19 protein-coding genes and 1 tRNA gene are annotated in these 20,652 nt (G+C 66.5%); 11 read left to right on the top strand and 9 right to left on the bottom strand.

The window, feature by feature from the left end:
- Positions 1-122 precede the first annotated feature (122 nt).
- A complete protein-coding gene (locus PS060_RS14255; protein ID WP_273984058.1) occupies positions 123-1,292 on the bottom strand; it encodes an acyl-CoA dehydrogenase family protein in 1,170 nt (389 codons plus the stop codon).
- Positions 1,293-1,417: 125 nt separating this feature from the next.
- Between PS060_RS14255 and PS060_RS14260 the strand changes: the two genes are divergently transcribed.
- Positions 1,418-2,644, top strand: coding sequence for an MFS transporter (locus tag PS060_RS14260; RefSeq protein WP_273984059.1), 1,227 nt, complete (start codon positions 1,418-1,420; stop codon positions 2,642-2,644).
- 152 nt (positions 2,645-2,796) lie between these two features.
- Here PS060_RS14260 and PS060_RS14265 read toward each other — a convergent pair.
- From PS060_RS14265 to grxC, 4 genes are all read right to left on the bottom strand, one after another.
- Positions 2,797-2,873, bottom strand: a tRNA-Arg gene (locus tag PS060_RS14265).
- Positions 2,874-2,900: 27 nt separating this feature from the next.
- Positions 2,901-3,368, bottom strand: coding sequence for a DUF1178 family protein (locus PS060_RS14270; protein WP_273984060.1), 468 nt, complete (start codon positions 3,366-3,368; stop codon positions 2,901-2,903).
- A gap of 6 nt (positions 3,369-3,374) precedes the next feature.
- On the bottom strand, positions 3,375-4,196 hold the full coding sequence (locus PS060_RS14275; protein ID WP_273984061.1) for a carbon-nitrogen hydrolase family protein: 822 nt from the start codon (positions 4,194-4,196) through the stop codon (positions 3,375-3,377).
- Between the two features lie 13 nt (positions 4,197-4,209).
- Entirely contained in the window at positions 4,210-4,473 is a 264-nt protein-coding gene (gene grxC, locus PS060_RS14280; protein WP_273984062.1) for a glutaredoxin 3, read from the bottom strand.
- 147 nt (positions 4,474-4,620) lie between these two features.
- On the opposite strand from grxC, the gene PS060_RS14285 reads away from it, so the two are divergent.
- Complete coding sequence (locus PS060_RS14285; protein ID WP_273984064.1) at positions 4,621-5,100, top strand: Hsp20 family protein; 480 nt, start codon at positions 4,621-4,623, stop codon at positions 5,098-5,100.
- Positions 5,101-5,559: 459 nt separating this feature from the next.
- Here PS060_RS14285 and PS060_RS14290 read toward each other — a convergent pair whose 3' ends face one another.
- From PS060_RS14290 to tpiA, 3 genes are all read right to left on the bottom strand, one after another.
- A complete protein-coding gene (locus PS060_RS14290; protein ID WP_273984066.1) occupies positions 5,560-7,197 on the bottom strand; it encodes a CTP synthase in 1,638 nt (545 codons plus the stop codon).
- 126 nt (positions 7,198-7,323) lie between these two features.
- The gene (secG, locus tag PS060_RS14295) at positions 7,324-7,716 is read right to left on the bottom strand and encodes a preprotein translocase subunit SecG (RefSeq protein ID WP_273984069.1); all 393 of its coding nucleotides are present in this window, start codon (positions 7,714-7,716) and stop codon (positions 7,324-7,326) included.
- 127 nt (positions 7,717-7,843) lie between these two features.
- Positions 7,844-8,617: a triose-phosphate isomerase gene (gene tpiA, locus PS060_RS14300; protein WP_273984071.1), complete on the bottom strand. Its 774-nt coding sequence runs from the start codon at positions 8,615-8,617 to the stop codon at positions 7,844-7,846.
- 246 nt (positions 8,618-8,863) lie between these two features.
- On the opposite strand from tpiA, the gene PS060_RS14305 reads away from it, so the two are divergent.
- From PS060_RS14305 to lexA, 9 genes are all read left to right on the top strand, one after another.
- A complete protein-coding gene (locus PS060_RS14305) occupies positions 8,864-10,801 on the top strand; it encodes a peptidylprolyl isomerase (protein ID WP_273984073.1) in 1,938 nt (645 codons plus the stop codon).
- Positions 10,802-10,820: 19 nt separating this feature from the next.
- Positions 10,821-12,350, top strand: coding sequence for an anthranilate synthase component I family protein (locus tag PS060_RS14310; protein ID WP_443112386.1), 1,530 nt, complete (start codon positions 10,821-10,823; stop codon positions 12,348-12,350).
- Positions 12,347-13,222 carry a phosphodiester glycosidase family protein gene (locus PS060_RS14315; protein ID WP_273984075.1) on the top strand — a complete coding sequence of 292 codons (876 nt, stop codon included), beginning with the start codon at positions 12,347-12,349 and terminating at the stop codon, positions 13,220-13,222. The genes PS060_RS14310 and PS060_RS14315 overlap by 4 nt, the downstream gene beginning before the upstream one ends.
- Positions 13,219-13,830: an anthranilate synthase component II gene (locus tag PS060_RS14320; protein ID WP_273984077.1), complete on the top strand. Its 612-nt coding sequence runs from the start codon at positions 13,219-13,221 to the stop codon at positions 13,828-13,830. Before PS060_RS14315 ends, PS060_RS14320 begins: the two co-directional genes overlap by 4 nt.
- Positions 13,827-14,819 (top strand): anthranilate phosphoribosyltransferase, encoded by a 993-nt coding sequence (gene trpD, locus PS060_RS14325; protein ID WP_273984080.1) that lies wholly within the window; start codon positions 13,827-13,829, stop codon positions 14,817-14,819. The genes PS060_RS14320 and trpD overlap by 4 nt, the downstream gene beginning before the upstream one ends.
- Positions 14,820-14,926: 107 nt before the next feature.
- Complete coding sequence (gene trpC, locus PS060_RS14330; protein WP_273984082.1) at positions 14,927-15,727, top strand: indole-3-glycerol phosphate synthase TrpC; 801 nt, start codon at positions 14,927-14,929, stop codon at positions 15,725-15,727.
- Complete coding sequence (gene moaC, locus PS060_RS14335; RefSeq protein ID WP_273984084.1) at positions 15,724-16,197, top strand: cyclic pyranopterin monophosphate synthase MoaC; 474 nt, start codon at positions 15,724-15,726, stop codon at positions 16,195-16,197. The genes trpC and moaC overlap by 4 nt, the downstream gene beginning before the upstream one ends.
- Positions 16,194-17,387, top strand: coding sequence for a molybdopterin molybdotransferase MoeA (locus PS060_RS14340; protein ID WP_273984085.1), 1,194 nt, complete (start codon positions 16,194-16,196; stop codon positions 17,385-17,387). Before moaC ends, PS060_RS14340 begins: the two co-directional genes overlap by 4 nt.
- 196 nt (positions 17,388-17,583) lie before the next feature.
- Complete coding sequence (gene lexA, locus PS060_RS14345; protein WP_273984086.1) at positions 17,584-18,267, top strand: transcriptional repressor LexA; 684 nt, start codon at positions 17,584-17,586, stop codon at positions 18,265-18,267.
- 145 nt (positions 18,268-18,412) lie between these two features.
- Here lexA and PS060_RS14350 read toward each other — a convergent pair whose 3' ends face one another.
- Entirely contained in the window at positions 18,413-20,638 is a 2,226-nt protein-coding gene (locus tag PS060_RS14350; RefSeq protein ID WP_337960222.1) for a ComEC/Rec2 family competence protein, read from the bottom strand.
- Positions 20,639-20,652: the final 14 nt, after the last annotated feature.

The raw sequence follows: 20,652 nt of genomic DNA on the forward strand, positions 1-20,652 counted from the left end.
AAAGATCCCCTGTTCGTCGAAAAACACAGAATCACACTTGCGCCCTCGCCGCAAGTGGGAAGCGCCACAATGCGCGGAATTCCGGTGGTCAGGAGTTTCTTTTCAGCAGGATCGCGGCGTTTCTAGTAGGAACGGGGAAGGCCGAGCACATGTTCGGCAAGATAGGACAGGATCAGGTTGGTCGAGATCGGCGCCACCGTGTAAAGCCGCGCTTCGCGGAACTTGCGCTCAACATCGTATTCCTCGGCAAATCCGAAACCGCCAAAGGTCTGCACGCACATATCGGCAGCGGCCCAGCTGGCCTCGGAGGCGAGAAGCTTGGCCATGTTGGCCTCCTCGCCCGGATTGCCGCCCTCGTCATAGACCCGCGCAGCGTGGTGGACCATCAGCTCGGCGGCGCGCATCTGGGCATAGCAGCGCGCGATCGGGAACTGGACGCCCTGGTTCTGGCCGATGGGCCGGGCAAAGACGCTGCGGTCTTTTGCGTAGCCCGTGGCTTTCTCGATGAACCACTTGGCATCCCCGATGCACTCGGCGGCGATCAGGATGCGCTCGGCGTTCATCCCTGACAGGATGTAGCGGAAGCCCTTCCCCTCCTCGCCCACCAGCGCACTGGCGGGGATGCGCAGATCATCGAAGAACACCTCGCAGGACGAATGGTTCATCATCGTGCGGATCGGCTTCACCGTCATCCCGTTCTGCAAAGCCGCCTGCATATCGACGAGGAAGATCGACAGCCCCTCGGTCTTGCTTGCTGCCTCCTCGCGCGGGGTGGTGCGGGCGAGCAGGAGCATGAGGTCGGAATGTTCGGCGCGGCTTGTCCAGATCTTCTGGCCGTTGATGACATAGTCGTCGCCATCCCGGACGGCGCGGGTCTTGAGGCTGAGGGTATCGGTGCCGCTGGTCGGCTCGCTCACCCCGAAGGCCTGCAACCGCAATTCCCCGCTGGCGATGCGCGGCAGGTATTGGGCCTTCTGCTCAGGGGAGCCGTAACGCAGCAGCGTGTTCATGATGTACATCTGCGCGTGGGCGGAGGAGCCATTGCACCCGGAGGCCTGAATCTCCTCCATGATCACGCAGGCCGCCTCAAGGCTGAGGCCGCTGCCGCCATGCTCCACCGGGATCAGCGCGGCGAGGAAGCCGGCCTTGGTCAGCGCATCGACGAATTCGGCCGGATATTCGCGCACAGCATCCTTCGACCGCCAGTATTCCCCGGGGAAGCAATCGCACAAGGCACGCACCGCGCGGCGGATTTCTGCGAGTTCCTCGGGTTCATGGGCAGCTTGGGGCACGCGATTTCTCCTGTTGGGGCGGCCGGATTGCCTGCTTCAGTCACCCAAGTCCACCTCACCAATTTGGGTGCTTTCGGAGAGGCTGTGCAGTGTGGCAATCCCGTTTCGATCTGCTACCGACCAACATGATGTCCGAACCTGCCGCGCCGCCCTCCCCCGCCCGCCTCACCCGCACACAAGAGCGGGCGCTGGCGCTCATCATCGCGGTCGTGACGGCCAATGCCTATTACATCCACCCGATCATCGGCGAGGTCGCGCGCGGATTTGGCGTGAGCGAAGCAGAGATCGGACTGGTGCCGGCCCTCAACCAATTGGCGCTGGCGCTGGGGATCCTGTTGCTGCTGCCGCTGGGGGACTTCTACCCCAATCGCACCTTGTGCCTGATCTTCGTCACCGGACAGACGCTGTGTCTTGGCGGGATGGTGCTGGCCCCCGGCTTTGCGAGTTTTACCGCCGCCTCCACTCTGCTCGGCTTCTGCACCATCGCGCCCTACCTGATACCTGCCTTCGCCTCGAAACGCGTCGCGCCTGAACGCCTTGGCGCGGTCACGGCGCAGCTTACGGCGGCGGTGATCTTCGGCATCCTGATCGCGCGGGTCGGTGCGGGCATCGTCACCGCGCGGGCGGACTGGCACACGGTCTATGTCGGTGCCTTCGTGCTGATGACCGCTGTCACCGCCCTCTTGCCGATGGCAATGCGCAGCGAAGCAGCCTCGCCCAAGCAGAGCGAGACCCGATATGGTGCGCTGATCGTGTCGGTCTTTGTCCTGGCAGCGCGGCATCCCGATATGCGGCTGTCGGCGGCCATTCAGGGGCTCAATTTCGCGATCTTCACCGCCACCTGGCTGGCGCTGGCACTTCACCTGACGAGCCCGGCGCTGGGCTATGGCACCGATGACGTTGGCTATCTGGCCGGGATTGCCGCGATCAGTGTGATTACCACGCCCTGGCTCGGGCGCTGGGCTGACCGGGTTGGCCCGCGCCGTGCGCGCGTAGTGGCAGCGCTGGTGCAACTGACGGGGATTGCGCTGCTCTATCCGCTCGGCGCTTCGATCTGGGGTGTGATGGTGCCGCTGTTCATCGTCAATCTTGTCGGCCCGACCGTCGACGTGACCGGGCGCATGACGCTGTTCACGCTCGCCCCCGACATCCGCACCCGCCTCACGACTAGCTATATCGTGGCCATGTTCATCGGCGGTGCGGTGGGCAGTGCGGCGGGCACATCGGTCTATGGCGCAGGCGGATGGGGCGCGGCCTGCGCCTTGCTGATGACGATGTCCTGCGCGGTTGTGGCGCTTTCGCTGCTGGCTGCGCGGCGCTGGCACGTTCAGGCAAGTGTCCAAGCCGACTGACAAAAGCCGTGTCAGGCTTTACCACTTGTTAAGGATTTGACGTTAAACCGGATTTCGAAAGGCGCTACGGCCAGAGACCGATTGACGGGCCAATCCCTCCGTCACTCCCGGTCGGGCCGAGCGCCTTTTACTTTTCAGGCATGAGCAGGAACTGGTGACCCCGGCGCGATTCGAACGCGCGGCCCTCAGATTAGGAATCTGATGCTCTATCCTGCTGAGCTACGGGGTCCCGAGGCCCTCATAGCACCCACTTCTTTCAATTCAACTTCTCGGGCGGTGCAACAGGGAATGGCAGCGGGGCGACGGGCACGCCCTCCTCGATCAGCGCCTTGGCTTCGGCGAGACTGGCCTGCCCGTGGATCGGGGCCTCGTCGCGCTCGCCATAGTGCATCTTGCGGGTTTCCTCGGCGAACCTGTCGCCCACCCAGGTCGAGTTCTTCAGCGCCTCGGCCTGCGCCTTGGCGAGCGCGGCGAGTGCCTGCTGCACCTGCCGCGGCATCGGTGTGTTGGCCATCGGGCGTGGGGATTCTGGCGGAAGCACTTCCTGCTTGCTGTTCCCCTTGGCGGGCACGGCAGGGGCCATCGGTGCCTTGGTCACATCCGAGGAACCGCAGCCCGGACAGCACAGCAGCCCGCGTGCGCGCTGATCCTCGAAATCAGCTGACGAGCCGAACCAGCCTTCAAAGCGGTGCCCATCGCGGCAGGAGAGGTCATAGACGATCATGGCACATCAGGATTTGGCGATTTCCCGCCGGTTGGCAAGAGCGGGAACCTGCGCGCGCACCTCGGAAATGCGGGCCAAATCGATGTCGCAATAACCAAGGCCCGCCGCCTCGCCCCCCATGTCGAGCAGCACCTCACCCCACGGATCGACCACCAGACTATGGCCATAGGTCTCGCGCCCGTCGGCGTGGTGGCCCACTTGCGCGGCGGCAATCACAAAGGCCTGCGCCTCGATCGCGCGCGCGCGCAACATGACGTGCCAATGCGCAGCGCCCGTGGGCCGGGTGAAGGCGGCAGGGACGGTCAGGCAGTCGCACGCCCGGTCACCCAGCGCGCCGAACAGCGCCGGGAAGCGCAAATCGTAACACACCGCCAGCCCGAGCCTTCCGACCGGCGTGTCGTCGAGCGTCACGACCTCGCGCCCCGGTTCATAGGCGTTGCTTTCCCGCCAGCTTTCGCCGCTGGCAAGGTCGACATCGAACATGTGGATCTTGTCATAGGTGACCGGCTCCGCCGCGCCGGGGGCAAAAACCATCGAACGGTTGGCGTTCTTCCCGTTATCGAGCGCCACCGCCATTGATCCGAGCGCGATGGTCACTCCCGTCTCGGTCGCCAGCGCGGCAAGGCGGGGGACGAAGGGCGACTGCGCCTGTGACACGATATGGCCTGCGCCCCGCGCCCGGTTGCGGTCGAGCAGCAGCGACATTTCAGGGGTGAACAGCATCGCCGCCCCCTCCCCCGCCGCCGCGCGCGCCGCCTGTTCGATGGCCGCGCAGTTGGCCTCGGGATCGATCCCTGAGGTCATCTGGAACAGCGCAATCTTCGGCATCGGCGCGCCCGCCCTATCCGGCCAGCAGTGCGTCGAGCTTGCCTGCTGCCTCAAGCGCGTGGAGATCGTCGCACCCGCCCACGTGGGTCTCGCCGATGAAGATCTGCGGCACGGTCATCGCACCCGGCGCGCGGGCGAGCATTTCATCGCGCCGGGCGCCGCCCATGGTGATGTCGTGTTCGGTAAAGACCGCGCCCTTCTCGGTCAGCAGCCGCTTGGCGCGCACACAGAAGGGGCAGGCGAACTTCGTGTAAATGTCGATCTGCGGGGCGGCCATTTGCACCTCTTGAAAGCTTGGTTCGGCAAACCAGATAGAGGCAGTCGCCGCGTTTCGCCAGTGTTGGGAAACGGTAACGGCGGCAAGGCGGGTGCTGCATCCGGCAGGCCCGCGTCAGACAGAATCGCTCATCAAGAGGATTTGACCATGTCGCGTTTCGATTTCACTCCCTATCGCCGTTCCACCGTGGGCTTCGACCGCCTGTTCGACCTGCTCGAAAACCAGGCGCGCCTCAACGCCGGGGACAATTACCCCCCCTTCAACATCTCGCGCCGCGGCGATGACAATTACCGCATCACGCTGGCCGTTGCGGGTTTCCGCGCCGGCGACATCGACATCACCGCGCAGCAGAACCTGCTGACCGTGCAGGGCAAGAAGCGTGAGGAAGTCGAAGACGGCTCCGAACTGCTCCATGTCGGGATCGCCAACCGCGGCTTTGAACGCCGGTTCGAACTTGCCGATTTCGTGCGAGTCGAGCGGGCCGACCTTGCCGATGGCCTGCTGATCATCGATCTGGTGCGCGAAGTTCCCGATGCGATGAAGCCCCGCAAGATTGCGATTGGCGGCACGCCCACGCTGACCGCGGTGCCGACGATCGAGGGCGAGGACACCGCCAGCGCCGCTTAATCGCGGCCCTGCCCTTCACCACAAAAGCAAAGGGGGCGGATCTTGCGATCCGGCACCACAAACCAAAAGGGGGCGGATCTTGCGATCCGCCCCCGCGACTTGCGTCGCCCTGTCTGGGCCTATCCGTCCGGGTCGCAGAAGACGGACAAGACCATACAAGCTCGATTTGCGGGATCGTCCTGGCGGTCGGCCCGACTCACGCTGTGATATACTCCCAGCGACAGATCGAACCTAGCCCTGCGATCCCTAGAAAACCGTGAAAACCGGGCTTCGTCTAATGCGGAATGGCAATAACACGCAAGGCCTATCTTCAATACTTGTAAGGATACGACACAAGAACTCGTGCTTGTGAAACAAAGGATTGCAAACGCTTGCTTATCCTTGATCCGACCTAGGGCGCAAACCGGCTAGCTGCCTTACTGCGCCAAGACACCCCTCGTATTATTGCGAGGGGTATCCTTACACCAGACGCGACTGTTCGAGCGCGGCGGCGATGAACCCGGCGAACAGCGGGTGCGGATCGAAGGGGCGCGATTTCAGCTCGGGGTGGAACTGCACACCCACAAACCACGGATGATCGGGCCGCTCGACGATCTCGGGCAGCAGCCCATCGGGGCTCATGCCCGCAAAGATCAGCCCGCTCTTTTCCAGCGGTTCGATAAAGGCGCTGTTGACTTCGTAGCGGTGACGGTGGCGTTCCGAAATCAGCTCGGCCCCGCCGTAGATGCGCGAGGTATGGCTGTTGGCTGACAGCTTGGCCGGATAAGCCCCCAGACGCATCGTGCCGCCCAGATCGCCGCCCTCTTCGCGCTGCTGGAGACCTTCCTTGGTCATCCATTCGGTGATGATCCCCACCACCGGCGTATCGGTCGGCCCGAATTCGGTCGAGGAGGCTTTCTCGAACCCTGCCGCGCGCGCGCCTTCGATACAGGCCATCTGCATACCGAGGCAGATGCCGAAGAACGGCACATTGCGGGTGCGGGCGAAGGTCACCGCCGAAATCTTGCCCTCGCTCCCGCGCTCGCCGAAACCGCCCGGCACCAGAATGCCGTGCATCGGTTCGAGCGCGGCCACGATTTGCGAAGGGTCGTCGCCTTCGAAGATCTCCGCGTCGATCCAGCGGATGTTGACCTTGACCCGGTTGGCGAGACCGCCGTGGACCAGCGCTTCGTTGAGGCTCTTGTAGGCATCGGGCAGGCCGACATACTTGCCGACCACCGCGATGGTGACTTCGCCTTCGGGGTTGAAGTGGCGGTCGGTCACGTCCTTCCACGCCGACAAATCGGGCGCAGGCGCATCGGTGATGCCGAAAGCGCGCAGCACTTCGCGGTCGAGCCCTTCGGCGTGATATTGCTCGGGCACCGAATAGATCGATGGCGCATCGAGCGCCTGGATCACCGCCTCGGCGCGCACGTTGCAGAACTGCGCGATCTTGCGGCGGTCGCTTTCGGGGATCGGATGCTCGGCGCGGCACAACAGGATATCGGGTTTGATGCCGAGCGCCGCCAGTTCGCGCACCGAGTGCTGGGTCGGCTTGGTCTTCAGCTCGCCCGCCGCCTTGATGTAGGGCACCAGCGTGACATGGACGCTGACCGTCTGGAACGGTTCGAGCTCGTTCCGCAATTGGCGGATCGCCTCCATGAAGGGCAGCGATTCGATGTCGCCCACCGTCCCGCCGATTTCGCACAGGATGAAATCATGGTCGCCCTGATCGGCGAGCGCGAATTCCTTGATCGCGTCGGTCACGTGCGGGATCACCTGCACGGTCGCGCCGAGATAGTCGCCGCGCCGCTCCTTGGCGATGATGTCGCGATAAACGCGGCCCGAGGTGATGTTGTCGCTCTGGCGCGCCGAAACGCCGGTGAAGCGTTCATAGTGGCCAAGGTCGAGATCGGTTTCGGCCCCGTCGTCGGTGACATAGACCTCGCCGTGCTGATACGGGCTCATCGTGCCCGGATCGACGTTGAGATAGGGGTCGAACTTGCGAATGCGCACCTTGTAGCCGCGCGCCTGGAGGAGGGCCGCCAAGGAGGCTGCCATGAGACCTTTGCCGAGCGAGGAGACCACGCCGCCGGTGATGAAAATGAACCGCGCCATGGGAGTTGGGCCTTAAGCGTCGAGAGGGATTCGGGGCAAGCGAATTGACGCGCGCAGGCACGCGCCATCCACAATGCCGTGACGGAGATGCAAAAGGATCAGGCCGCAGGTGCAGCCTGTCCGGTCTTATTGTGCGGGCTGGCCCTCACCGGCCGGGGCCGGTGCTGCCGGTGCTGCCGGAGCAGGCGCGGCCGGTGCCGGTGCTGCTGCCGGGTCGCCGCCGAGAATATCGGGCTGAGCGGCCGCAGGCACATCGCGATCGAGGGTGGAGCTGACCGAATCAACGCTGCCTTCGCGCACGGCCAGAGCCGCAAGCACGATCGACAGCGTGACAAAGGCGATCGCCAGCCACTTGGTCGAGCGCGAGAGGAAATCCGCGGCCCCGCGCGCGCCGAAAGCGCCGCTGGGGCTCGATCCGATCCCCAGCCCGCCCCCTTCGGAGCGCTGCATCAGCACCACGCCGACCAGCGCGGCGGCCACCAAGGCCTGGATCACGGTGAGGAACAGGAACAGGGACATGAAATGATCTCGTGTACAGGGCGCAAAGCTGCGCCCGGTGGCATAGCATGGGCGCCATGTAGGCGCGCGAGCCGCCTGCGGCAACCCCATGTGCGACAGGCCCATGCGCGATGGGTTCGCGCGCAGACTAGCTGTCGAACGGCTCGCTGGCGGCGAGCGCAATGCCCATGAAGCTGTCGGCGGTCAGACTTGCGCCGCCAACCAGCGCACCGCCGACATCGGGCACGGCGAAGATGGCTGCGGCATTCTCGGGTTTGACCGAGCCGCCATAGAGGATCCGCACCTCGCTGCCCTGCTCCTCTCCGAACAGATCGACCAGCAGCGCGCGGATTGCCCCGTGCATTTCGGCGATGTCGTCGGTGGTGGCCGCCTTGCCGGTGCCGATGGCCCAGATCGGTTCATAGGCCACAGTCACGCGCTCGGCGATGTCGGCAGGCATCTGGTCGGCGGGCGGGAGCGAGGCCTTGAGCTGGCGCTTCACGAAAGCCACGGCCTTACCCGAATCGCGGGTCGCCGCGCTCTCGCCGCAGCACATGATAATCCTGAGGCCGGCCGCCAATGCGGCCTGCGCCTTGGAGCGCACCATCGCATCGCCTTCGCCATGCCCTTCGCGGCGTTCCGAATGGCCGAGGATGACGAACTTCGCGCCCGCATCGGCAATCATCGCGGCGGAAATGTCACCGGTGAAGGCGCCGCCATCGGCATGGTGGCAATCCTGCGCACCGACGGCGATCTGCTCGGCCTCCCGGTGGATCGGGTGGATCAGCGTGTAAGGCGGCGCGAGCGCCACCTCGACCTTCATGTGACGCTGGGCCGCACGGTCGATCGCGCGCGCTTCGGAAAGCATTGCGCGGGTGCCGTGCATCTTCCAGTTTCCGACGATGTAGGGTCGGCGGGTCATGATCTGTCCTGCACCTGTTGTAAAAAGAGAGGGATAATTCGCGCGAGCCACGATTCTGGTGTGTGCTGTAGTGCCCGCAAGCGCCGCCCGCTAGCGAAGTAAGCCCGGCTAGTCAAAACCGCGCGAACCTGTTGCCGCGCGGTCGCAGGGGCTCTAAAGCGCACCGCGCAGCGCGATGCCTTGTGCTGCCGCTTCGGGATAGCCAACTCCCCCCACCACCCAGCCTCGGACGGGGTCAGATACGCCATGTTTTCGTTTTTCCGCCGCTTTTTCCAGTCGAAGATCGGTCTGCCGATCTTTCTCGCCTTTCTCGCGCTGATGGCGCTGGCCTTTGCGGCTTCGGACATTTCCGGCTCCACCACCTTTGGCGGCGTATCGAATGGCGACCGGATTGCAGTGGTCGGTGACGAGGCGATCCCGGTGTCGGAATTGTCGCTCTCTGCCAACACCGCGCTCGATCAGGTGCGCCAGCAGAACCCGACGCTGACGATGCCCGCATTCGTCGGTGAGGGCGGCTTTGATGAAGTGCTGCGCCAGCTGATCGATCGCTATGCCGTCGCCGAATACGGCAAGAAATACGGCCTGCGCGCGGGCAAGAACCTGATCGACAGTGAAATCCTGCGCATCCCGGCATTCCAGAATCTGACCGGCGGGTTCGACAAGCAGGCCTATCTCGCGGCGCTGGCCGCCAAGGGGCGCACGGATGCGACCTTCCGCCGCGAACTGACCGCCGACATGATCGAGCAGCAGCTGATGTCGCCGGCTCTGGCGATGCCGGTAATGCCCGAAAAGGTCGCGCGCCAATATGCCACGCTGGTGCTGGAAAAGCGCAAGGGCGAGATCGCCTTGATCCGCAGCGATCTCTACGCGCCCACCGCCAATCCAACTGACGCGCAGCTGACCGACTGGTACGGCAAGAACCGCGCGAAGTTCACCCGTCCCGAACGCCGCACCTTGCGCTTTGCGGTGTTCAGCACCGACGGTCTGACCGTCAACGACACGCCGACCGCCGCTGAAATCGCCGCGCGCTACAAGCGTGATGCCGCCCAGTATCAGGCGAGCGAGAAGCGCGTCGTCACCAGCTTTGTCGTGCCCACGCAGGATGCCGCCAAGTCGCTGGCCGCGCGCGTCAGCGGCGGCGCTTCGATCGAGGCTGTTGCGCGTGAGGCCGGGTTCACCGCCTCCAAGGCCGAAGCCCGCGACCGTGAAGCCATGGCCGGTGCCACCAGCTTTGCCTTTGCCCAGAACGCGTTCAAGGCGGCAGAGGGCGGCGTGATCGAGCCTGCGCAGGGCACGCTCGGCTGGTATGTCGCCCGCGTCGACAAGATCGAGCGCATCGCTGCCCGCAGCCTCGCCGACGCCACGCCTGAGATCACCAAGGCGCTCTCTGCCGAGAAGCGCACCGCTGCCATCGCTGACCGCGTGTCGGAAATCGAAGGCGAGATCGACGGCGGCACGGCCATGGCCGAGGTCGCCAAGGCCTATGGCCTCAAGGTCGAGACCACGCCCGCCTTGCTCGCCAATGGTCAGGTTTTCGGCCAGCCCCAGGCGCAGATCGTGCCGCAGCTTGCCCCGATCCTGGCAACCGCCTTCCAGATGGAAGAAAGCGAGCCGCAGCTGGCTGAAGTGGTTCCGGGCAAGGAATTCGTGATCTTCGAAGTCGCCAAGGTCGAGGAAGCCGCTGCACCGCCGCTCGCGCAGGTGCGCGATGCCGCCATCGTGGCATGGAAGCGTGCGCAGGGCGCGGTGCTCGCCAAGCAGGCCGCCGAGCGGATCACCGCCAAGGTGCGCGCCGGAACGCCGCTTGCCGCCGCGCTCGCCGCTGAGAACAAGACCGGGTTCGAGCGCGAACCGATCGACCTCACCCGCCGCCAGCTGCTCGAACGCGGCCGCGGCAACCTGCCGCCGCCGCTGGTGCTGCTGTTCTCGATGGCCGAAAGGACCGTCAAGACGCTCGAAGGGCCGCGCGATCTCGGCTGGTATGTCGTGGCGCTGGAAGACATCAGCACGCTTCCGATCGAGAAGGAGCCCGAGCTGGTTGCCCAGACCCGCCAGCAGTTGGGCGCCGCGCTGGGCGAGGAATATCGCCAGCAGGCCGCCTCTGCGATGCGCAAGGAGCTTGGCGTGACCCGCAACGATCCGGCGATCGCCGCGGTGCGCAAGCAGCTCTCCGGCGATCAGTGAGCCGGGGTGTGACGCGTCCGTGAGTAACCCAGAACCCGGCCTCCTGCCCGAAAACGCCGCCGCTGCCATTGCTGCCTTGCGCGAAGGCAAGCCTGCGCTGGTGTGGCGCCGCATCATCGCCGACAGCGACACGCCGGTGGGCGCGGCGCGGCGGCTGATCGTGCCGGGACGCGGCGACTTCCTGCTTGAAAGCGTCGAGGGCGGCGAGGTGCGCGGGCGCTACAGCCTGCTTGGGCTCGACCCTGATCTGGTGTTCCGCGCCAAGGGAGCGGACGCCGCGATGAACCGCGACTGGAAGCTCGCGCCCGAGGCTTTCACCCCGCTCCCCGGCAATGCGCTGGCCGAATTGCGCGCGCTCGCCGCCGCCTGCCGCATCGAGCCGATGCCCGAAGGCCTGCCGCCGGCGCTCGCGTGCCTGGTGGGCTATTTCGGCTATGAGACCATCGGTCTTGTCGAAACCCTGCCGCGCGCCGCACCGAGCAGCCTCGACCTACCCGATATGCTGTTCGTGCGGCCGACGGTCATTCTGGTGTTCGACCGCCTGACCGACGCGCTGTTCGCGATCGCGCCCTTGTGGGAAGCCTCCGATCCCGAGGCCGCCGTCACGCGCGCGGGCGAGCGGATTGACGCAACGCTGAGCCAGCTCGGAACGGCGATGCCCGCAGACAGCACGTCCGAATTGCCCGCAAGCCTGCCCGACCTCGCCCCCGTCATCGCGCCCGATGACTACAAGGCGATGGCGCTGGCGGCGAAGGAATACATCGTCGCGGGCGACATCTTTCAGGTGGTGCTGGCGCAGCGCTTCACCTGCCCCTTCCCCCTCCCTCCGCTGGCACTCTACCGCGCGCTGCGGCGGGTGAACCCATCGCCCTTCCTCTATTTCCTCGACTTGCCGGGCTTTGCGCTGGTTGGCTCCAGCCCTGAAATTCTGGTGCGGGTGCGGGATGACGAAGTGACGATCCGCCCCATCGCCGGCACCCGCCCGCGCGGAGCCACGCGCGAGGCGGACGAGGCCAACGAGGCAAGCCTGCTGGCCGATCCCAAGGAACGCGCCGAGCATCTGATGCTGCTCGATCTGGGGCGCAATGATGTCGGCCGGGTGGCGGCGGCAGGGACGGTCGAGGTCACCGACAGCTTCACCATCGAGCGTTACAGCCACGTCATGCACATCGTCAGCAATGTGGTGGGGCGGCTCGACCCTTCGAAGGATGCGCTCGACGCGCTGTTTGCGGGCTTCCCGGCGGGCACCGTCTCGGGCGCGCCCAAGATCCGCGCCTGCGAGATCATCGCCCAGCTGGAGCCCGAAACGCGCGGGGCCTATGCCGGGGGCGTGGGCTATTTCGCGCCCGATGGCAGCCTCGATTCCTGCATCGTCCTGCGCACCGCCGTGGTCAAAGACGGGGTGATGCACGTGCAGGCGGGCGCAGGGATCGTCGCTGATTCCGACCCCGATTACGAACTCGCCGAATGTCGCGCCAAGTCGGGCGCTCTCATCGCCGCCGCGCGCGAGGCGGTGCGCGTGGCGGGCGAGCCGGGGTATGGCCAATGAAGCGCGCCGCGTTGATCCTTGCAGGCCTGCTGGCGCTGACTGCTTGTTCCGAACAGCCCGAAGGCGAAGCGCTGGTTACCACCAGGCTGGACGGATCGCAGGAGGAAGACCCCGCCCCTGCCCCCACGGCCACCGCGCCTGCTGGCCCCTCGGCCTGCAAGTCGGTGACGTTTGAACAGGTGCCGCTCACCGTCTGCACCGCCGATCCGGCCGAGCACTCCATCCAGATGGCAAACCTCGGGGCCGACAAGCAGCCCTTCGGCTCGCTTTCCGCCTTCGCCGCCAGCGTCGATCCCGCCGCCATCGCCTTTGCCGTCAATGGCGGGATGTATGGCGATGATCTGAAGCCCATCGGCTACTTCGTCCAGAAGGGCGAGCGGCTGAAGGAGCTGAACCGCGCCGCGGGTGAGGGCAATTTCTACATGAAGCCCAACGGGGTGTTCTTCGGCACGGGGAGCAAGTGGCGCGTGCTGGGCAGCAACACCTTCTTCGAGACGGTGGGGGATCGTCCCGATTTCGGCACGCAATCGGGCCCGCTGCTGCTGATTGATGGCAAGCTCCACCCCGAAATTCAGGACGACGGCCCCTCGAGGGCGATCCGCAACGGCGTGGGCGTGGACGCGAGCGGCAAGGCGCATTTCGTGATCTCGGGCGCGCCGATCAGCTTCGGCCAGCTGGCGCGCTTCTATCGCGACGAGCTGAAGGTCGCGACCGCGCTCTATCTCGATGGGCAGGTGTCGAGCCTGTGGGACCCGGCCACCGCCCGGATGGACAAGGGCCGCGTGGGGCCGATCATCTTGGTGAGCAAGCGCGCGGCAAAGGCGGCTCCGACGGCAGAGCCATCGGCAGAGGCAGAGGCAGAGGCACAATGATCCTCGTCATCGACAATTACGACAGCTTCACCTTCAACCTCGTCCATTACCTGATGGAGTTGGGGGCCGAAGTGCGCGTCGAGCGCAATGATGCGCTGACCGCGTCGGAGGCGTTGCGGACCAATGCGGCGGGGTTCCTGATTTCGCCCGGCCCCTGCACGCCCAATGAGGCGGGGATCAGCCTCGATCTGGTCGCGGCCTGTGCCGATGCGGGCAAGCCCTTGATGGGCGTGTGTCTCGGCCATCAGGCCATCGGCCAGCATTTCGGCGGGACGGTGCAGCGCGGGGGGCTGATGCATGGCAAGACCTCGCCGGTGACGCATGACGGGACGGGGGTGTTCGAAGGGCTCCCCTCGCCCTTCATCGCCACGCGCTATCACAGCCTTGAGGTGGTGAATGTGCCGCCGGAGCTGGTCGCCAATGCCCATGCCGAAACGCCCGGCAGCGATCACCCCAGCGTGATGGGCTTCCGCCACGCCAGCCTCCCGATCCATTCGGTCCAGTTCCACCCCGAAAGCATCGCCACCGAGCATGGCCATGCGCTGCTCGCCAACTTCGTGAAGCTGTGCGGTCTCGATCCGGTGCTGCCCGCAAGGCTTTCGGCATGAGCGCCCTGCCCGATATCACCGCACCCCTGTCCGAGGCCGAGGCCGAGGCGGCGTTCGGCGTGCTGCTCGATGGCGCGCCGACCGAGGACGAAATCGCGCAGTTCCTCGTCGCCCTCTCCGCGCGCGGTGAGACGGCGGACGAGATCGCGGGCGCGGCGCGGGCGCTGCGGGCGCGGCTGATCCCGATTGATGCCCCCGAAGGCGCAATCGACGTCTGCGGCACGGGGGGCGACGGGCACCACACCCTCAATGTCTCCACCGCCGTCAGCCTGGTGGTCGCGGCCTGCGGGGTGCCGGTCGCCAAGCATGGCAACCGTGCGGCATCTTCGAAAGCAGGCGCTGCGGACACACTGGAAGCGCTCGGGCTGGACATGGACGCGGCGGGACGAACCGCCGAAAAGACCCTCGCGGAAATCGGCATCTGCTTCCTGTTCGCCAGAAACCACCACCCGGCAATGGCGCGGATCCAGCCCATCCGGGTGCGGATCGGCCAGCGCACGATCTTCAACCTGATGGGCCCACTCTCCAACCCGGCAGGCGTCACCAGCCAGCTGATCGGCATTGCGCGGCCTGCCTATGTGCCGATCTATGCGGGCGCATTGGCGCGGCTCGGCACCGGCAAGTCGCTGATCGTTTCGGGCGACGAGGGGCTCGACGAGTTGAGCCTCGCAGGCGGCAACGAGGTCGCGGTGGTGACCGGCCATGCCTTCACCATGGAGCGGGTCGATGCGGGCGCGGCGGGCCTCCCCCATGCGCCGATCGAAGCGATCCGGGGCGATGATGCCAAGCACAACGCGGCGGCATTGAAGGCGCTGCTGATGGGCACCCCTGGCCCCTACCGCGACGCGGTGCTGTTCAACGCGGCGGGCGCGCTGCTGGTCGCCGGGCGCGGCGCGGACTGGCGCGAGCGGGCCGCGATGGCGGCCGAAGCGCTTGATTCAGGCGCGGCACTGGCGCTCCTGGAGAAATGGATCGCGCTCGCCAAATAACCCATTCCCGTTCGCCCTGAGCTTGTCGAAGGGCTGTCCTTCCCCTTATCTGCCGCTTGAAGACGAAGAACGGTGCTTCGACAGGCTCAGCACGAACGGTTTTTGAATTGAACAAGCTCGAAGAAATCTGCGCCAACAAGGCTCTCGAAGTCGCCGCCCGCAAGGCCGCGACCACCCCCGCCGCGCTCGCCGGGGCTGCTGCCGCGCAGAGCGCCCCGCGCGGGTTCGAGGCTGCCCTGCGCTCCCGCGCCGCCAGCGGCTATGCCCTGATCGCCGAGATCAAGAAGGCCAGCCCCTCCAAGGGCCTGATCCGCGCCGATTTCCACCCCGCCGCCCATGCTGCCGCCTATGAAGCAGGCGGTGCCGCGTGCCTCTCCGTCCTCACCGACGCGCCCTATTTTCAGGGGCACGAGGATTACCTCATCGCCGCCCGCGCCGCCTGCGCACTGCCGGTGCTGCGCAAGGACTTCATGGTCGATCCCTGGCAATGCCTCGAAGCCCGCGCCATCGGGGCCGATGCGATCCTGATCATCGTCGCCGCCCTCTCCGACGCGCAGATGGCCGAGATCGAAGCCGCCGCGCGCGAACAGGGCATGGACGTGCTGGTCGAAGTCCATGACGAGGCCGAGCTCGAACGCGCCGCCGCCACGCTCCAATCGCGCCTGATCGGGGTCAACAATCGCGACCTCAAGACCTTCACCACCTCGCTCGCCGTCACCGAAAGGCTCGCCCCGCTGATGCCGCCCGGCACGCTGATCGTGGGCGAGAGCGGGATCAACACCCATGCCGATTGCCAGCGCCTCGAAGCCGCAGGCGTGCGCAGCTTCCTTGTGGGCGAAAGCCTGATGCGGGCTGACGATATTGCGAGTGCCACCCGAACGCTGCTCGGCGCACAAGCGGCGGCATGAGCAAACTCACCCACCTCGATGCCAGCGGCGCGGCCCACATGGTCGATGTCGGCGGCAAGCCCGCCACGGCGCGGCGCGCGGTCGCCTCGGGGCGGATCACCATGTCGGCCGAGGCGCTCGAAGCGATCCGCGCAGGCAATGCCCCCAAGGGCGATGTCCTCGGCACCGCGCGCATCGCCGGGATCATGGCCGCCAAACGCACCGGCGAGCTGATCCCGCTGTGCCACCCGCTCGGGCTCGAAGCCGTCAATATCGAGTTCGCCTATGAGGAAAGCGCGATCCGCGCCACCGCCACAGCCTCGCTGACCGGCAAGACCGGCGTGGAAATGGAAGCGATGACAGCCGCTTCCATCGCACTCCTCACAATCTATGACATGGCCAAGGCGATCGACAAGGGCATGGTGATCTCCGAAGTCCGCCTGATCGCCAAGACCGGCGGCAAGTCCGGCGACTGGAGCGCGCAGCCTTGAGCGCGCCGCTGGCGCTCGAAGACGCGCAGGCCCGCCTGCTTGCCCTCGCGCCGCAGCCGGCCCATGAAACCGTGCCGGTCGATACCGCGTCAGGTCGGTGCATCGCGCAGGACATCCGCGCCGCCCGCACCCAGCCCGCGGCCGATCTGTCAGCGATGGATGGCTATGCACTCGCGCCGGGCGCAGGCCCGTGGCGCTTGGTGGGTGAAAGCCGCGCCGGATCACCCTTCCGCGAGGTTCTGTCGGACAATCAGTGCGTGCGGATCTCGACCGGCGCGATCGTGCCGCCGGGGGCCGACCGGGTGCTGCTCCAGGAAGATGCCCGCGATGAGGCCGGGATCATCACGGCAACCGAAGTTCCGCCGCCAGGGCGGCACATCCGTGCGCGGGGGTTCGATTTTCACGCGGGCGACCTGCTGCTGACGCGCGGCACCCGGCTGACCCCGGCCCGTCTCGCGCTAGTGCTGGCCGCCGGGCATGGCTCGATCGAGGTCGCGGCCCGGGTCAAGGTTGCGGTGATGGATTCGGGGGACGAACTTGCCCGCGATCCGGCTGACTGCCTGCCGCACCAGATCCCCGCCAGCAATGCGGCCATGATCGCAGCGATGCTCGCCCCGCTCGGCTGCGAGGTCACCCGCATTGGCCCGGTGCCCGATGATCGCGCCGCGCTCGCCGAGGCGCTGGCCTTGGCCGAGGGGGCCGATATCCTCATCACATCGGGCGGCGCATCGGTGGGCGATCACGATCTCATCAAGCCCGCGCTGGCGGACTGGGGGGCCGAAATCGCCTTCTGGAAGATCGCGATCAAACCGGGCAAGCCGCTGCTGGTGGCCACACGCCAGAGTGCCAAGGGCTCGCAAGTCATCCTTGGGCTGCCGGGCAATCCGGTATCGAGCTTTGTCACCGCGTTCCTTTTCGCGCTTCCGCTGGTGCGCGCCAGCATGGGCGATCCCGCGCCCTTGCCGCGCGCCGTGATCATGGCGGCAGCCGAGGATCTCCCCGCGGTCGGCCCAAGGCGCGAATTCCTGCGGGCCCTCATCAGAGGCGAGAGCGTGCGCCTTGCCGGATCGCAGGATTCCTCGGCGCTGTCGGCGCTGGCTGCTGCTGACGCGCTGATCGACCGTCCCGCCCACGCCCCGATGCTGGCCGCCGGCTCGCCCGTTCCGGTGTTCCAGCTCCGAAATGGCTGATTTGCGCGGTTTTGCCGTCGGGCGCGCTTGACTCGGGTAATTTAGTTTCCTAATTGTTCCTTGTTCGTTCACCTTAATGGCGGACGACAAGTGCAATCAACGCACCTGTTTCGGGGTGCCTCTTGGCGCACGCAAGGGATTGGCACGGCGCCTCCAGCATGGGGGCGTTGTGGGTGCGACCACAGGAGTTTGACCAATGCTGACCGCAAAACAGCGCGAGCTGATCGTCTTCATCCAGCAGCGGCTGGAAGAAACCGGGATCTCGCCGAGTTTCGAGGAAATGAAGGAAGCGCTCGATCTGAAGAGCAAGTCGGGCGTGCACCGGCTGATCTCCGCGCTGGAAGAACGCGGCTTCCTGCGCCGCCTGCCCAACCGGGCGCGCGCGCTCGAAGTGATCCGTGAACCGGGCGATACCACCCCGTCGCGGCCTGCGCCTGCGGGGGACAATGTCGTGGCGATGCCTGCTCCGGCAGCGCGCGCGCCTGAAGCGGCCAATGACGTGATCGAACTGCCGCTCCACGGCCGGATCGCGGCGGGTGCCCCGATTGAGGCGCTGGAAGGCCAGTCGACCCTGCCGGTGCCTGCTGCGCTGCTTGGCCCGGGTGAACATTACGCGCTCGAAGTCTCGGGCGATTCGATGGTCGAGGCCGGGATTTTCGACGGCGATTTCGCCCTGGTGCGGCGGACCAACACCGCGCGCGACGGCGAGATCGTGGTGGCACTGGTGCGCGGCGAGGAAGCGACGCTCAAGTACCTGCGGCGCGAAGGCGGCAAGGTGCGGCTCGATCCGGCCAATGCGGCCTATGATCCGCAGTTCTATGCCCCCGGCGAAGTCGAGGTGCAGGGCAAGCTGGCCGGATTGCTGCGGCGCTACCACTGACGACAGGCGGGCCGGAAGGCAGGGCGCGAGCCCTGCGCTTCCGGCCTGATCGGTCTGGCTGACGTGTTGGATTGTGGCGGCGGCCCCTGCACCGCATCGTTTGTGCCCGCCTGCCCTGCTCCTGTCGGCGCATCGCAGGTTTTTGTCACGGTGTCGCAGGGTTTTGCCGCATCATCGCAGCTTTCCGGATACTCCGCTCTGGCGGCAGGGCGCGTGTTGCCGGTGGCTGCCACCAGCCATGCTCTCCCTGGCTCGCGGCAACCGTGGTGATGCTTTGCGCTTCCAGATCAACCGCAAGCCCGCCTGATCGTTCGAGCATCCGCCGGTCGGCCTTGAACCAGCGCGGGCGGCAGGATCGAGGCAGAAAGCGTTCCGAAACAACGATGTCTGCCTCGGCGCAGGCCGCCGCCAGAGCGCGCTCCTCCACCTGCGCCCGCCCCCGTCCGAGCAGCAAGGACCAGTCCCGCCCGCCACGCCGCAGCGTGATGGCACAGAAGGCCGAGGAGCAACGCGCTCCGGGCCATTCGGCCAGCGGTACAGGCTCCGCGGCAACGCCTGCCAGTTCCATCAGATTGTCGCGGGTATAGGCCGAGCGGCTGTCGCGCAGCGCCAGAAGGCGGGTCTCTCCATCAGGCCCGGCAAGCGTGATCCCCGCCTGCTGCCCGTCGCCCGCCACCAGCAGATCGGGGATCGGGGTCGCCCAGACGAGCAGGCTCGCCAGACCGACGGGCAGTAACCCTGCAAGCCGCACCCGCCCGCGCCACAGCGCAAGCCACAGGCCACCGGCTGCGAACAGCGCCACCGTCACCCCGCTGATCTGCGGCATCAATGTGACCGCGCCAGCCTGCCCCGCCGTCAGGTGCGCGATCCCGAGCAAGAGCGCGAGCGAGCGTTCCACCAGCCACCACACAGGCCAGCCCAACCCCACCGCATCAAGCAGCAAACCCAGCGCAATCAATGGCATGGAGACAAATGTCACCAAGGGAATCGCGATCACATTGGCAAAGGCACCGTAAATGCCAGCGCGGTGGAAATGGAACAGCACGATCGGCATCAGCGCCAGTTCGATGACAACGCCGGTGACGAACAGCATCACGACCCGCCGGCCGATGCTGGCCCACCACGGCTCCTCGCGCGGGGCCAGAAAGGCGCGCACCGGGGCGCTGTTCGAGAGCGCGACGATGGCCAGCACCGCGGCAAAGCTCATCTGGAAGCTGGGCCCGATCGCACTCTCGGGCCATAGCAGCAGCACAAAACCAGCGGCGACAGCGACCATCCGCAAGGACAGCGCCTCACGCCCGGCGACCAGCGCGCCCAGCACCAGCAAGGCCGCAACGCAGCTGCGCACCGTCGGCACCTCGGCCCCGGTGAGAAGCGTGTAACCGATCCCCGCGAGCGCCCCGGCGCCCGCCGCCGCCACCGGCAGCCGCACCCGCAAGGCCAACCCCGGCCACAGCGCCAGCAGCCGCAAGGCCAGCACATATGCCGCCGCGATCACCGCGCTGACGTGAAGACCGCTGATCGAGAGCAAGTGCGTCAGGCCGGAATCGCGCATCGCCACTTCATCCGCAGGCGCAATCCCGCCCCTGTCGCCGCTCGCAAAGGCCGCCGCAATCGCTCCGGGCGAGCCAGGCACCTGTGCGCGAACATGGGCGGCCAGCGCGCGCTGGAGGCTCGCCAGACCGCCGCTCTCGGGCGCGGGATGGAGCAAGGTGAGTGGGCCGATCATTGTTCCGGTCGCCGCAAGCCCCTTGAACCATGCCGCGCGGGCAAAATCGTAGCTGCCGGGCAGCATCGGCGGCGCCGGCGGCATCAGCCGTGCACGCAGCCGCACCACCGCGCCCTCGGCCAGTCCGGCCGGAAGCCCGTTCTCACCAAAGGTGGCAAGCGGGACATTGACCCGCACCTTGCGCGCGATCGCGGCCTCGGGCCCATCGCCGATCCCGCGCACTGCCAGCGTCAGGCGCAGTCGCCCCTCGGCGGGTTGATCCTCGCGTTCAAGCACGCGCCCGTCGATGATCTGCACGAGGGGCGCAGCGACCGGCGGCGCGCCGACAATCGCCGAGCGCGCCCAGACGACCGCAATCCCCAAGGCGAACACCAGGCCGCAGGCAAAAACAGCAAGGCGCAGATTGGCCCGCGTCTCATCGGCTGCACCTCCCGGCGGCCAGAGCACCAGAGCAGCAAGCGCGGTGCCCGCACTGCCCGCCAGCGCAGCGCACCATTGCCACATCTGCGGCAAGCTGAACCAGCACACGATCCCGCCAGCAAACAGCACCGCCAGCCATGGTGCCCGGTCGAACCCGGCGGCGCCGAGAAAGCGCTCGCCAGCATCCAGCCCTTGCCGGATCGCGCCCGCAGCGCTGGACAAGTGGTCCCCGGTTT

It is taken from the genome of Erythrobacter sp. BLCC-B19, from assembly GCF_028621955.1.
Taxonomy (GTDB): domain Bacteria; phylum Pseudomonadota; class Alphaproteobacteria; order Sphingomonadales; family Sphingomonadaceae; genus Erythrobacter.

Excerpts from the sequence above, each read along its gene's own strand:
- PS060_RS14260 (WP_273984059.1), top strand. The coding sequence starts at position 1,418 with ATGATGTCCGAACCTGCCGCGCCGCCCTCCCCCGCCCGCCTCACCCGC.
- PS060_RS14270 (WP_273984060.1), bottom strand. The coding sequence starts at position 3,368 with ATGATCGTCTATGACCTCTCCTGCCGCGATGGGCACCGCTTTGAAGGC.
- PS060_RS14275 (WP_273984061.1), bottom strand. The coding sequence starts at position 4,196 with ATGCCGAAGATTGCGCTGTTCCAGATGACCTCAGGGATCGATCCCGAG.
- grxC (WP_273984062.1), bottom strand. The coding sequence starts at position 4,473 with ATGGCCGCCCCGCAGATCGACATTTACACGAAGTTCGCCTGCCCCTTC.
- PS060_RS14285 (WP_273984064.1), top strand. The coding sequence starts at position 4,621 with ATGTCGCGTTTCGATTTCACTCCCTATCGCCGTTCCACCGTGGGCTTC.
- PS060_RS14290 (WP_273984066.1), bottom strand. The coding sequence starts at position 7,197 with ATGGCGCGGTTCATTTTCATCACCGGCGGCGTGGTCTCCTCGCTCGGC.
- secG (WP_273984069.1), bottom strand. The coding sequence starts at position 7,716 with ATGTCCCTGTTCCTGTTCCTCACCGTGATCCAGGCCTTGGTGGCCGCC.
- tpiA (WP_273984071.1), bottom strand. The coding sequence starts at position 8,617 with ATGACCCGCCGACCCTACATCGTCGGAAACTGGAAGATGCACGGCACC.
- PS060_RS14305 (WP_273984073.1), top strand. The coding sequence starts at position 8,864 with ATGTTTTCGTTTTTCCGCCGCTTTTTCCAGTCGAAGATCGGTCTGCCG.
- PS060_RS14315 (WP_273984075.1), top strand. The coding sequence starts at position 12,347 with ATGAAGCGCGCCGCGTTGATCCTTGCAGGCCTGCTGGCGCTGACTGCT.
- PS060_RS14320 (WP_273984077.1), top strand. The coding sequence starts at position 13,219 with ATGATCCTCGTCATCGACAATTACGACAGCTTCACCTTCAACCTCGTC.
- trpD (WP_273984080.1), top strand. The coding sequence starts at position 13,827 with ATGAGCGCCCTGCCCGATATCACCGCACCCCTGTCCGAGGCCGAGGCC.
- moaC (WP_273984084.1), top strand. The coding sequence starts at position 15,724 with ATGAGCAAACTCACCCACCTCGATGCCAGCGGCGCGGCCCACATGGTC.
- lexA (WP_273984086.1), top strand. The coding sequence starts at position 17,584 with ATGCTGACCGCAAAACAGCGCGAGCTGATCGTCTTCATCCAGCAGCGG.